At 74.1% G+C, this 13,498-nt stretch carries 7 protein-coding genes; 2 read left to right on the forward strand and 5 right to left on the reverse strand.

Going from position 1 to position 13,498, the window contains the following annotated elements; all coding sequences use genetic code 11:
* Positions 1-24: 24 nt before the first annotated feature.
* Both J2S43_RS00035 and J2S43_RS00040 read right to left on the reverse strand, forming a co-directional pair.
* Positions 25-1,431 (reverse strand): glycosyltransferase 87 family protein, encoded by a 1,407-nt coding sequence (locus J2S43_RS00035; protein WP_306826365.1) that lies wholly within the window; start codon positions 1,429-1,431, stop codon positions 25-27.
* On the reverse strand, positions 1,407-8,198 hold the full coding sequence (locus J2S43_RS00040; protein ID WP_306839806.1) for a VOC family protein: 6,792 nt from the start codon (positions 8,196-8,198) through the stop codon (positions 1,407-1,409). Before J2S43_RS00040 ends, J2S43_RS00035 begins: the two co-directional genes overlap by 25 nt.
* A 174-nt stretch (positions 8,199-8,372) precedes the next feature.
* On the opposite strand from J2S43_RS00040, the gene ndk reads away from it, so the two are divergent.
* Both ndk and J2S43_RS00050 read left to right on the forward strand, forming a co-directional pair.
* Positions 8,373-8,798: a nucleoside-diphosphate kinase gene (gene ndk, locus J2S43_RS00045; RefSeq protein WP_306826366.1), complete on the forward strand. Its 426-nt coding sequence runs from the start codon at positions 8,373-8,375 to the stop codon at positions 8,796-8,798.
* A 539-nt stretch (positions 8,799-9,337) separates the two neighbouring features.
* Positions 9,338-10,870, forward strand: a complete 1,533-nt coding sequence (locus J2S43_RS00050; protein ID WP_306826367.1) for an alkaline phosphatase D family protein — start codon at positions 9,338-9,340, stop codon at positions 10,868-10,870.
* A 55-nt stretch (positions 10,871-10,925) separates the two neighbouring features.
* Here J2S43_RS00050 and J2S43_RS00055 read toward each other — a convergent pair whose 3' ends face one another.
* Genes J2S43_RS00055 through J2S43_RS00065 form a run of 3 tightly spaced genes read right to left on the reverse strand, consistent with a single transcriptional unit; the run spans position 10,926 to position 13,493 of the window.
* Positions 10,926-11,951 (reverse strand): serine hydrolase domain-containing protein, encoded by a 1,026-nt coding sequence (locus J2S43_RS00055; protein ID WP_306826368.1) that lies wholly within the window; start codon positions 11,949-11,951, stop codon positions 10,926-10,928.
* A 13-nt stretch (positions 11,952-11,964) separates the two neighbouring features.
* Positions 11,965-12,741, reverse strand: a complete 777-nt coding sequence (locus J2S43_RS00060; protein WP_306826369.1) for an ABC transporter permease — start codon at positions 12,739-12,741, stop codon at positions 11,965-11,967.
* Entirely contained in the window at positions 12,738-13,493 is a 756-nt protein-coding gene (locus J2S43_RS00065) for an ABC transporter permease (RefSeq protein WP_306826370.1), read from the reverse strand. Before J2S43_RS00065 ends, J2S43_RS00060 begins: the two co-directional genes overlap by 4 nt.
* Between the last annotated feature and the right edge of the window lie 5 nt (positions 13,494-13,498).

Here is a 13,498-nt window from a genome sequence, read left to right on the forward strand (position 1 = left end):
CCAGGAGCGACGGGAAGCCCCCGGTCAACCGGGCGGGATCGGGGGCGGCTCGCCAGCCGTCTCCTGGGCGCTGCCGGCTATCTCCCGCGCATCGGCGGCTGCCTCCCTGACGGCACCGCTGGCCGTTTCCCGGGTATCGGCGGCGGTCTCCCGGTCACGAGTGGCGCTCTCGCGAGCATTGGCGGCCGTCTCCCGGACGGCACCGCCGGTCGTTGCCCGGCTATCACCGGCCGTCTCCCGGGTGCCGCCGGTCCCCTCCGGGGAGAGGCGGGTCGTTTTTCGGGCGAGGCCGAGGCCCGCCAGGCAGACCGCGACCGTGGCCAGGGCCCGCGCGTTGTCGCCCAGGAACTCCAAGCCGGGGTACGCGCCGGTGGCGCGCAGCAGCGTGCTGGGCGACAGCACGGTGAAGAACAGCAACGCCGTACCCGCGAATGGTCCGGCTCTTCCGCCGCCCACGGTGATCAGCATGATCGCGGCGAGTGGCAGCCACACCTGGTGGTGCGTCCAGGAGACCGGCGACGCGGCCACGGTCGCGCATCCGACCAGCACGGCGGCCCGGCCCGGCTCGCCGGACCGATGGGCGCGGCGCGCGTGCCACAGCGCGACCAGGCAGATCGCGCCGGCCGCCGCGACCCACGCCGCGGTCTCCGTGACGCCGGCGCGCAGCAGCACCCCGTTGATCGACTGGTTGCCGGTCGAGGTCAGGTCGCCGATCCGGGACGTGCGCAGCACCGTGCCGGACCAGTACGTCCAGCTGTCCGCCGGCAGCGCGAGCGCGCCCAGCAGACCGCAGCCGAGGAACGTGAGCGTCGCGCGCGCCGCGGCACCGGTCTGCCGCGACCACAGCAGGAACGCCACGAACAGCAGCGGGGTCAGCTTGATCGCGGCGGCCACACCGATCAGCACACCCCGGTACCGGGCGGGTGTCAGGCCGGCCGCGTCGACCAGAGCCAGCAGCACCAGGAACACGCTGACCTGCCCGAACCGCAGGTTGCTCTGCGCGGACGAGGTGATCAGCACGGCGATCGCGATGCCCGGCGGGAGCAGTGCGGCGTGCCGCCCGGCCAGCAGACGGGACATCGTCACGCCGATCGCGGCCACGGCCCCGGTCGTCGCGGCCAGCCAGACGATACGCAGCGTGAGTTCGGGGATCCAGGTGAACGTCACGAACAGGATCGCGGCGAACGGCGGGTACGTGAACGGGCCGCCGTTCTCCGCCACGTATCCGTACAGCGCGTCGCCGGCCCGGACCGCCTCGGCCGCGCCGTAGTAGATGTGCAGATCCGACAGGCGGTCGTCGGGCGCGCGATGCAGCACCAACACCGACGAGACGATCGCGATCGCCGCGAACACCGCCCACAGCGCGGCCGCGCCCAGGTGGGGGCGGCCGCGCTGGACAAATCGGGTCAGACGGGCGGAGCGGTCCTCCATTGGGACACCGTAATGCCATTTCCGTCCGGGTCCGAGAACGCGGCGGCCCACAGCTCCAGCTTCTCGCCCCGGTTGACCGCGCGCGGCTCGTGCACGAACGAGACACCCTTCCGCCGCAACGCGTCGTAGACCGCCTGCACGTCGCCGACCTCGAGGTTCACGTGCACGGTCCGCACGTTCACCGGCAGCGACTCGGACACGGTGCGCAGCACCAGCCGCGTGTCGCCGGACGCGAGGAACACGTTCCGCTCGCCCCGGTCGATCTCGTGGAAGCCCAGCACGTCCCGGTAGAACTCGATCGAGCGGTCCAGCTCGGTCACGAGGATGGAGATGCCGACGCCGTGGATTCCGCCGGATGCGCCCGGGCTCGCACTCGGATACGCCGTGATCAGGTCGTCCAGCGCCGCGCCCACCGCCTCATCCGAGAACCGCGATCGCGCCGGCACCTCGTCCGGCGCCCGATGCGCACCCCGGCTCAGCGGCCGGTCCGGAGCGGTCGCCGGATCCACGTCCCGCCACCCGACGGTCCCGATCCCGGACACCCGCCCGGGACCCGGCCCTATCTCCCGCACGGCGACGCCGTCCGCAGCAGCGTGCGCACCGGTCCCATCAGCCGCCGATTCCCCGAAACCCTTCGCGGGTACGGCGTCCGCCGCGTCCGCCGTGCCGGGTGCGCGCCGAGCCGTGCCGGTCGCGCCGCCCGCCGAGTCGTCCGAAACGTCCCGAGCAGCGCCGGCCAGACCGCCGCCTGGGCTTGCAGCCGGGCTCGCGGCCGGGCTTGCAGCCGGGCTTGCGGCCGGGCTGGCGGCGCCACTCGTGGTCCCGTCCGTGCTGGTTTTGCTCGTTTGACTTTCGGGCGCGGCCTGCCCCGGGCCCCGGTCCTCCGATCCGGCATGGGTGGCGGGCCGCGCGGTTGCGGAATCGAGCAGCGCGGCCGGTGGCGCGTCGCCCGCGCTCCATGGCCCCGGAACCACCTGCGCCCCGAGCACCGGTCCCAGCCAGCCGCTCTCCGACATCGGCCCCTCGTCGCTCCCGGCCGGCGCCACCGTCCCGCGGTCACCCCGGGCCACGCTCCTGTCGTCGGCCTGGGTTCCCGCCGGGTCGGTCTGACCTTCAGTTCGGCCTGCGGTGGCCTCGGTCTGGTCGGCTCGGGCTTCTACCTGGCCGGCCTGGGCTTCTGCCCAGCGGGTCTCGGGTTCCGGCTGGTCGGCTCGGGCGTCCGGCCGGCGGGTCTCAGCTTCGGGCCGGCTTGCCGGGGCGTGCGGCTGACCGGCTCGGGCGTCCGGCCGGCGGGTCTCAGCTTCGGGCTGGCTTGCCGGGGCGTGCGGCTGACCGGCTCGAGCGTCCGGCCGGCTCGCCGGGCTCGTGGCGTCCGGCGTGCCGGCCGAGACTCCGGTCGCGCTCGGTCCGGTGGACCGCGGGCCGGCGTCCGGTTCCGGGCGCGCGTCGGCCGCGGACGTGGCGTCCCGGACCGGTGCGACGGTCCGGGGGGACGGGTCCGGCGGAGCCGCGGTCTCCAGCGGCGGCAGCGAATGCGGCGAGATGAGCGTCATCTCGATCGTGGTGGGCCGCTTCGGCAGCCGCGGTGGACCGACCTTGTTCCCGGTCGGCCGCTGAAGCCGCGGATTCGGCGGCCCCTTCGGGGTGACATCCGGCGCCACCGGCCGGCCCGCCTCCGCCCCGGTCTCCCGCCCAGCGCCGTCGGCCTCCGTGCCCGGCGTGTCCGTGCCCGGCCGGGGTCCTTGCGTGTCCGTGCCCGGCCAGAGGCCTTCCGCGTCCGTGCCCGGCCGGGACCCTGCAGCGTCCGTGCCGGGCCGGAAGGTTCCCGGGCCGCTGACCGGCCGAGTCGTTCCCAGACCCGCGGTCGGATGCGCGGTCGGCGGCGCGGTCGCCGAGGCCGGCCCGCTACCCGGCTCGGCCGGGTGTTCGGTGCCGGTAGAGCCGGCCCGGTCGTCCGTCGGCCCGTAGTCCACCCGCTCGTCGGCCGGGCCCGTGCCCACCGGAGGGCGGGGGTCGTGGCCGACCGTGGCCGGGGCGATGAAGTGCGCGGACGGTCCCTTACCGGCGACGCTGGCCTGCCCGGTAGCGGTCCCCTCCCCAGTGGCGGCCGAGGTCGCGTCGATGGACACGTCCGAGTCGGCGGATACGTTGCGGCGGGTGTGAGTGTCCTCGTCTGCGTCGGGCGCGGTCAGGTCGAAGGGCGTCGGACTGGCGGAGATAGTGCGGCCCGAACCGCTCGGTGGGGGAGTGCGCCGGGCGCTTCCCGGCGGCGTGGACCACGCGGACTCGGCCGGGCGCCCGTCGCCCCGGGCGGGACGCGGCCCCTCGCCGGTCCGGGAGGAAGCGTCGCGGCGATCCGCCCGGGTGCCGCCGGGCGGCTCATCGTCCGGACTGACGTAGCGGCGGGGCATCGGCTCGGGGGCGTCTGCGGGCCGCGGAGTGCTGGCCCAGGCGACGCGATCTCTCGCGGCCCCGCCACTCCCTGCACCGCCGTGATCGCGCTGGCTCGTACCGCCGCTCGCGGTGTCGTGATCGGACTGGCTTGTGCCGCTGCTCGCGCTGCCGTGATCGGACTGGCCTGCACGGCTGCTCGCGGTGCCGTGACCGCGCCGATCCGCACTGCTGCCGTCGGTGCTGCGGTCGCCTCGGCCCGCGCTGGCCGCATGCTCGTCAGCGGTCGGTGTGCGCTGGTCGGTGCGACTGTCGTGCCGGTCGGTGCCGCGGTGCTCGAAGATGTTCCGCTCGTGGTCGGTGCTGTCGCGCTCCTGTACATCCGACGGCTCCGTGACCGCGGACGGCTCCGAACGACCGGCTTCCGGGCTCGGCGCGGCGGTCCGTGGCGGAGTCGAGAGGACGGTCGGGCCGGCGTCCTCCTGATCCGTCGGGACACGGGGCCGAGCGGTGAAGCGAACGGTTCCGCCCGCTGCGGTCGGCGGAATCTCCTCCGGTCTGGACGTGACACGGGCGCCACCGTCCACCGGCACGAACGCGGCGCCGGACGCGGACCCGCCGGACGCGGAATCGCGGGATACGGACCCGCCGGCCGCGGAATCGCCGGATGCGGACCCGGGGGAGGTGGGCGCGTCGGTCGCGGATTCGTCTGATGCGGGTCCGTCGGAGGTAGCCGCGCCGCCGGTGGCGGTGGTGCCGGGCGCGCTACCCCTTGGGATGGCCACGTCCGGTGTGCGGGCGGCGGCACCGCCGTCGGCCGCACGTTCGGCGGCGCTGCTCACGCCGCCGGTCGCTGGCCCGGCACTGCTGCCGGCGCTTCCGGCTGCGGCAGCGGTGCTGTCTCCACCGTCGAAGCCGGACCGGTCGGTCTTCTCGGTACCGGAGATGGCCGGGTCGATGAGCGGAACGGGATCGGGCGCGGTGCGGCCACCCGGCACGACCCGGTTCGGGGTGTACGTCTGTGGGCCGTCGTCCAGCGGAAGGTCGACATCGTCGTGGAGCGGGATGTCGATGTCGTCGTCCGCGGACCGAGCGGGGGCCGACGCACGCGCCGTGGCATCCGGCGAGTCCACGTCGCCGGGACCCGCGGCGGTGTCCCGGCCGGAGGCTGCCCCCTGGCCGGTGGCGCCGTCCGCGAGGGCCTGACCTGCGGCGGCGCGGTGCTGCTCGTCAACTCGATGCCCGACCCGATCAGCATCCCGGCCGGTTGCCGGCCCGTGAGAGGCACTGCCGTCCCCGGATCGCCGATCGGAGGTCGGCACACGGTCTCCGGCCTCCGCGGTGCCGTGGGCCGCACGACCGGCGGAGGCCGTGCCGTCGGATGCGAGGCGTCGCGTGCCCGCTGGCACGTCGTCCGTGCCGGTGAGGGCTGCGCTGGTAGAGGGCGAGCCGGCGGCCGCCGTGCCGGTGCCACGCTCGGCGGACGTGCCGGATCGCTGGTCGGACCGCTCGTCAGGCCGGCGGTCGGATGCCGTCGCCGAATCCCGGCCGACAGCTGTCGTGGCCGCGCCCGCTGCCGCAGCGGCGGCAACTGCGGTGACGGCGGTCGACGTGCCGCTCGGCCGTGTGCCGGTGTCACCCGAAGCCACCGCTTCCGAGCGCGAGCCAGCCACCGGCTCATCATCGACCGAGATGTCCAACTCATCGGCCTGATCGCGCCCGGCCTGATCGCGCCCGGCCTGATCGCGCCCGGCCTGATCGCGCCCGGCCTGATCGCGCCCGGGACGCTCATCGGCTGGGTCCGCGGTGGCGGGGGCCGCCGTGGGTGCCGTCATGTCCCGCTCGTCGGGTGACCGCCGGCGCTCGCCGGGCGCCGGGCGGGGCCTCGGTGCCGGGCGTCGCTCCTCGACCAGCAGGCCGAGATCGTCGGCCGGCGCTGCCGTCGGCCTCGGTGCGGTGGCCAGCTTGCGTGCGACCGGGCCGTCGTGGTCGCGAGGTCCCGAAGCGGTCAGGCGGCTGACGAATCCCTTCACACCCGCGATCAAGCCCTTCACCGGGCCGCCCGCGGGGCCTCTCGCCGACCCGCCGACCGGCCTCGGACCGGGGGCAGCGGCCGCCGAGGTCTCACCCGGCTCGAAACCGCGCTCGCCATCCTCCGCCGGACCTCGCCCCGGTGCGGTGCCGCTCGCCTCGGACCGATACGTCCGCCCCGGCTCCCGGAATCGCGCCGGATTCCCCACGTCGTCCCGGGCCACGTCATCATCGCCGCCACGCGGCACCGATGCGTCGCCATCGCCGCGCGAACCGTCGTCGCGCGAACCGTCGTCGCGCGAACCGTCGCCGTGCGAACCGTCGCCGTGCGAACCGTCGCCGTGCGAACCGTCGCTAGGCGAAACGTCGCCAGCCGGGTCCGCGTCGCCATGACGCGGGTCGGCATCGTCGTCATCGGCAAGTCCCGCAGCGCCGGTCTCGCCATGACGCGGAGCGTCGTCGGCACGTTGTGCCGGTGCGGAGGCGGGGCCGCTGCGCGCCGCGCCCGGTGCGGCGACCGCCGGTCCCTGCACCGCGACATCGGCCGGTCCGGTGATCGGGCCCGCTCGCCGGGCACCTCCAGGTTCCGCGGCCGGCTCGGCCGTCTCACCGGACGGCGGGGAGGCCTCGGCCGGCCGCGCCCACTCCGACGGTGGATCCAGGTCCGGCTCGGATGCGAAGCGGTCCCGTGCCGACGGCCGGTCCTCGGAGGCCTCCTCCGCCTCGTGGTCGCCGCCCGCCGGCTCCCGGTCCCGCCGGTTGCGGAACCGGGCCGCCGCGGCGGCCGCGGTCCGGAAGGCGGACGACCGGTGCGGGGACGGGTCGGCCTCCGGGGACGGGGGCTCGTCATGGTCCGCGTACGCCTCGTCGTCCACGAACGGGGATGGTGCCGGTGCCGCTAGGTCCTCATCGGTCCGCCGCCCGCGGCCTCCGGAGGACGAGCGGCGTGTGTCATCCTCCGCATCGTCGTCCGTGCTGCGCGGACGCGCGGCGGACCGGCCCTCGCTCCGCGGTGCCGTGCCCGGGTCCGGCCGGGCCTCGGTGTCGGCGGCGCGCTCCGGCCGGAGCGGGTAGCCCTCGCCGCCGTCGGAGGACGCCCGCGGCGAATATCCGTCCCCCCGGTCCGCGGTCTCGCCCGTGACCCGCGGTGAGTAGCCGGCCGACGGCGCCGCGGTCGAGGCGGAGCCGCGCGGCGAGTACGCCGAGCCCATCTCCGGGTCGAGGTCGGCCGCCGCCCGGGTCCGTGGCGAGTAGTCGCCGTCCGGAACGTCCAGCCCGGAGATCCGGGCCCGCCCGGCCTCGGTCACGCCCACGGACGGCCGGTCCGCGGTCTCGTCCGGCCGGGACGTCTCGTCCGGCCGGGACGACCACGCGCCCTCGAGCGGGATGTCGGTCTCCGGGTCGTGATCGTCGTCGTCCCAGTCGGGCGTGGACCGGGCGCCCGGCGCCGGCGGTGGGTCGGCGAGCGCGGTGCCGGTCGGGTGTCCGGCGGCGGCCGCGTCCGTGTGGTGCGGCCGTGGACGGCGGGCCCGGTGCGGGAGCTGGGTGCCGCCCGGGTCGTCCTTCGCGACGAAGCTGCCCTCCAGCACTATCCCGCCGCCCGGCGTCTCGCGGATGACCACCGGGTTCGGCCGCTCGTCCCGCGGGGTGCGCCCGTGCGGGATGTCGCCGCCGGCCGGGGCGCCACCGCCGCCACCGGACGGCGGCTCCGGCGGGTATGAGTCGTCCGGATACGAGTCGGTCGCGTACGGACTCGCGGTGTAACCCTCGTCGGTGTAGAGCGGCGTCCCGCCCGGATTGTCGTCCGCGCGCCGGTCCCACGGCGTCTGCTCCGCCTCGCGGAGCATTTCGTCGACGTCCTCGTCGTGCTGCCCCAGGAACGCGGTCTCGCCCATGCCGGCCGAGGCCTCCGCGTGGGTGAGCACGTCGTCCCACTGGATCCGCGCGTACCGCATGTCGTCCATCGCGACGAGGACGGGTAGCAGCGCGCCCGGGTCGGGCCACTTGTTGACGGGCACACGCGGGTCGCGGATGCGCACGTCCGCGATCGGCAGGCCGGGCGCGTCGATCCGCACCTGCATCTCGGCGCGGCCGAACTGCTGGCTGACCGGCGCCTCGGAGATGCTGCGGACCTCGGCCGTGCCCTGGACCAGCGCGCGCGGGCCGCGCCGCATCACGTTCGTCACCAGCAGGCTGATGGCGAGGACGAGGAGCGCGATGCCGAGCGCCGCGATCGGCCAGCTCGTCATGCCCGCGCCGAAGAGCATGATGAACACCGCGATGGTGCCGAGGACGGCCGCGCTCACCTTGCGGATCGGCGCGATCGGTCGGGTACCGTTCGCCACAGTGGACCTCCTGGGAGTGTTGAAAACCAGGCTAGGCCGGTTCGCGGGCCGATGGGAAGGGCCAGGTCATCCGCTGGGTGAAGGCTGCCCCGCAACCTGCGGCTATTAGTCTGAGTACCCAACGTCACGCGGGTTCCATCGGGAACGCGGTGATCCACCCCAGGAGGCAGTTCGGTGTCCACCACCACCCCGGCCGAGCGCACGCTCGTTCTCCTCAAGCCCGACGCGGTCCGCCGTGGTCTCGTCGGCGAGCTGCTCGGCCGGTTCGAGCGCAAGGGCCTGACGATCGACGCGATGGAGTTGCGCACGATCGACGCGGCCGCCGCGGACGCGCACTACGCCGAGCACACCGAACAGCCGTGGTACCCGCCGCTCCGCGAGTTCGTCACGTCCGGCCCGCTGGTCGCGCTGGTCCTCTCCGGCGACGAGGCGATCACGGTCACCCGCGCGCTGATCGGCGCCACCGACGGCCGCAAGGCCGCGGCCGGCACCATCCGCGGCGACTTCTCCCTCTCCAACCGCGAGAACCTGGTGCACGCCTCCGACTCCCCGGAGTCCGCGAAGCGCGAGATCGACCTCTGGTTCCCGGGCAAGGCCTGATTCCCGTCGTGCGAGAGCCGCGTGGGTCGCTTCCGGCCTGCGCGGCTTCTCTCATAACCGATATTCCCGCTTCCGGCATGGGCACCTTGGGCGTGCTCCCGCGGGCACCGGTCGTCGCCCAGGCCGAGTGTTCACTCCGCTTAGGGGTGGGTGGACGAGGCGGTAGCCGGGCTCCCTGCACGCCGCGTCGTGGGTCGCCTAAAACCCGAGCCGAACCCCAGCCACGCACCTATTTATCGTGAAATTTCGGGTACGGATTGCCCGAAATGTCAGCGCCGGACCGCTCTCGCGCCCGGAGCCGCGGCTAACGCGGAGTGCGCGCCTGCGGCGCCGGGCTGGCTGGCTGGTGGGTCGGGCGTGCGCGGACCGGACGATGCGGATCGTGGGCGGGGCGCGTCGGTCAGCGGGATGGCCGGTGGCGGGAGCTCGGTGGGGCGAGGGCTTGGCCGGTGGCGTACCCGCGCGGGTTGTGGTGGGTTTCGCATGGGATTTGGCGGTTCGTCGCCGTTGCGCAAGGTTCGATCGATAGACCTGCGGGCATGACTATCGACAGGCGTGGGCTCTTCCGGGCCGGGCTCGGCGCGGGAGCGGGAATCATAGGTGGCCAGCTGCTGGCCGGGGCGGCGAGCGCGAGCCCGGCGTTCCACCCGGGTGGGCGGCCGGTGCTGACGCACGGCGTGCAGAGCGGTGACGCGACCGCGAACTCGGCGATCGTCTGGACCCGGTCGGATCGGGCCGGGCGGATGCTGGTCGAGGTCAGCCGCCGGCCGGACTTCCGGGGTGCGCGGCTGGTGCGCGGCCCGGTGCTGGGCGCGGGTTCGGACTTCACCGGCAAGGTGCGGCTGAGCGACCTGCCCTCCGGCGAGAAGATCTTCTACCGCGTGCGGGTGGAGGGCGACCGCCAGGCCAGCGCGCCGCTGACCGGTGCGCTGACCACCGCGCCGACGGGCCGGGACGACCTCCGGTTCGTCTGGACCGGTGACGTGGCCGGCCAGGGCTGGGGCATCAACCCGGCGTTCGGCGGCATGCGGATCTTCGACTCGATGCGCGCCCGGAAGCCCGACTTCTTCCTGCACAGCGGCGACACCGTCTACGCGGACGGCCCCATCACCGAGTCCGTGACGCTGCCGGACGGCACCGTGTGGACGAACGTGGTGACCGAGGCGAAGTCCAAGGTGGCCGAGACGCTGACCGAGTACCGCGGTCAGTACGCCTACAACCTGCTCGACGACCCCTACCGGCGGTTCGCGGCCGAGGTGCCGCAGATCAACCAGTGGGACGACCACGAGGTCACGAACAACTGGTACCCGGGCGAGATCCTGGACGACGCGCGGTACACCGAGAAGCGGGTGGACGTGCTGGCCCGGCGCGCCCGGCAGGCGTACTTCGAGTACCTGCCGATCCCGGACCTGTCCGGCCCGATCTACCGCAAGCTGTCGTACGGCCCGATGCTCGACGTGTTCGTCCTGGACATGCGCACCATGAAGGATGTCAACGACGGCAATACCTACGCCGACCCGAACCGCGGCCTGCTCGGCGCCGCGCAGAAGCGGTGGCTGATCGACGGCCTGAAGCGGTCGAGGGCCACCTGGAAGGTGATCGCTAACGACCTGCCGATCGGCCTGGTCGTGCCGGACGGCGGCGCCGCGCAGGAGGGCGTGGCCCAGGGCGACCCGGGCGCGCCGCTCGGCCGCGAGCTGGAGATCCACACCGTGCTACGCGAGGCGCACCGCGCGCGGGTCTCCGGGATCGTGTTCCTGACCGCGGACGTGCACTACACGGCCGCGCACCACTACGACCCGGCGCGTGCCGCGGTGCAGGACTTCACGCCGTTCTGGGAGTTCGTCTCCGGCCCGGCACACGCGGGCGCGTTCGGCCCGAACGCGCTGGACGGCACGTTCGGCCCGGAGGCGGTCTTCGTGAACGCGCCGCCGGCCGCGAACACGTCACCGGCCGCCGGTTTCCAGCACTTCGGCGAGGTCAACATCGACGCGCGAACCGGCGCGTTCACCGTCGACCTGCGCGACATCGACGGTAGGTCGCTGTTCCGCAAGACGCTGCAGCGCCCCTGACCCCCGCGATCGAGGCGTCATTCAAGTCGTTCCAACGACATGGATGACGCCTCGATCACCCGGGAGAGCCGTCGGAGAAGCGCTCGCGCAGCGGGCGGAGCACCGGCCAGGCACCGGCGGACGTGTTCGAGACGACGGTGTAGGTGAGCGCGGACGCCGGGTCGTGCACGCTCATGAACGACACCCCGGCGTCCTGGCCCATCAGCATCACCTGGTCCCGCGTCTGGTGCAGGAAGAACCCGAGCCCGGCGCGCAGCCGCTCGCCGGGCACGTCCTGGCGCGGCCGGACCATCTCGGCCGCCCACCGCGGCGGCACGATCCGCCCGGCGAACAGCGCCCGCCAGAACGCGCTCATGTCGGCCACCGTGGTGTACGCGCCGCCGTCGCCCACGCCGCGGACCGGCAGGTGGAACACGTTGCTGCGCCACCGCCCGTCCCCGGCCGGCACGTAGCCGAGCGCGGTCCGGTCCGGCAGTTCGTCGGAGCGCAGGAACTCGGTGTCGCGCATCCGGGCCGGCGCGCAGACCCGGGTCCGGACCAGCTCGTGATAGGGCGTGCCGCTCGCCCGCTCCGCGATCAGCGCCAGCACCACGTAACCGGCGTTGCAGTAGCTGAAGCCCTCCCCGGGCGGAAACTTCGCGGCGTGCCCGTCCAGCACCGCGATATAGTCCTCCGGCGCCGCGAGCTGCTGCATCGGCACGGCCAGCAGGTAGTCGTCGACGTCCAGCTCCTCGTCGTCCTCGTCGAGGTAGTCGCCGATCCCGGACCGGTGCGCGAGCAACTGCTCCACGGTCACCCGGTCGTCGATGCGCGGCAGGTCGTCGCGGAGCAGCGACCGCGCGGTCGTGCCGAGCGTCAGCACGCCGTCGTCGATCAGGCTCACCACGGCCAGCGCGGTCAGCGCCTTGGCGCCGCTGGCGATCGCGAACCGGGTGTCCACCGTGTTCGGGATCGCGTGTGCGCGGTGGGCCAGGCCGTACGCCCGCGCGAACTCGGCCTGGCCACCCCGGTCCACCGACACCACGCCGGAGAACCCGTGTTCGTCGGCGATCGCGTCGACCGCCTCGGGCAGGGACGTCATCGACGCAGCGTACTCACAGTGTGTCCAGTGAGGCGCGCCGCCGGGACTCCGCCTCGAAGATCCGCAGCAGCACCGCGGCCAGCACGGCGTAGGCGATGCCGATCCCGGCCTCGATGAGCAGGTCCGGCGCGATGGTGGCCAGGCCGGCGCCGCCCGCCGCGTCCCGGGCCGCCGCGGCCGCGTGCGTGACCGGCAGCGCGGATCCGACCGCCCGCAGGAACCCGGGCAGGTGGTCGGCCGGCACGTTCACGCCGGTGAGCAGCACCATCAGCGCGGTCGTCACGTTCGAGATCACCCAGATGTCGCGGAACCGCAGCCCGAGCGCGCCCAGCGTCAGCCCGAAGAACGAACACGCCACCGAGCTGACGGCCAGGCACAGCGCCAGCAGCGGGATCGCGGACGCCGGGATGTGCAGGCCGAGCATCAGCGCGCCGACGGTCAGGATCACCGCGGCCACGAACAGGCCGTTCAGGGCGTACGGGGTGGCCCGGCCCAGGAAGATCAGCGTGCGGCTGCGCGGGGAGAGCAGCACGTGCCCGAGCGTGCCGAACCGGCGCTCGTTGCCGATCGCCATCACGCCGCCGAACACGCAGGTCCAGGCGACGGAGAGCACCGCGTTGCCGACGATGTAGAACCGGTCGTCGCCGACGGCCAGCTCGCGGCCGACGTAGGCGAAGAAGATCAGCTGAAAGAGCGGGCCGATCAGCAGCGAGCCGACGAACACGGTCGGCGTGGTCCAGTTGAAGAGCGCACGGTAGGCGATCACGCTGCCCAGGCCCAGGAGCCTCATGCGAGTGCCAGCGTCGCCGCCGCGCGCGCCCGGCGCTCGACGTGGACCAGGGACAGCGCGCCGAGCCCGAGGCAGACCGCGCTGATCGCGGCGCAGAGCCCGAGCGACGGCCAGACCGCGCCACCGGAGGTCGCCTCGCGCAGTGCCCTCGCGCCCCAGGTGGTCGGCAGCGCGGCCGCGATCGGGCCGGTCCACGCGGGCAGCGACGCGATCGGCAGCAGCATGCCGGAGAGCAGCCAGATCGGGTACTCCAGCGCGTTCATGAACGCGTTCGCGTGCCGGACCAGGATGAACAGCGACGCCAGCAGGATGCCGAACGCGCCCAGCGACAGCACGGTGACCAGCGCCGCGACCGGGAAGGCGAACGGGTGCGCGAAGTCCAGCTCGACGCCGTAGAGCACGCGGCCCCAGACCAGCGTGGCCAGCAGCGCGTAGCTGCCCATCGCGCCGTTCGCCAGCGTGATCGGCAGGAACACCATCACCGGCCGCCGGGGCGCCAGCATCAGCATCTCCAGCGTGCCCTGCCAGCGCTGGGACTGGATCGCGCCGCCGGCGCCGAACAGCACGGACGACCAGACGCCCATCATCCCGGCGCCGACCGCGGCCTGCAGCAGCTTCTGCGGCTCGGCAGAGGCGCGGAACAGGTAGACCGCGAGCGTGGCCTGCACGATCGGCACCACCACGAACGAGCCGATCTCGAACGGCGACCGGGACGCGTGCTTGAGGTGGAACAGCATTCCCAGCAGCAGCATGCGGA

Source organism: Catenuloplanes nepalensis (genome assembly GCF_030811575.1).
GTDB lineage: Bacteria > Actinomycetota > Actinomycetes > Mycobacteriales > Micromonosporaceae > Catenuloplanes > Catenuloplanes nepalensis.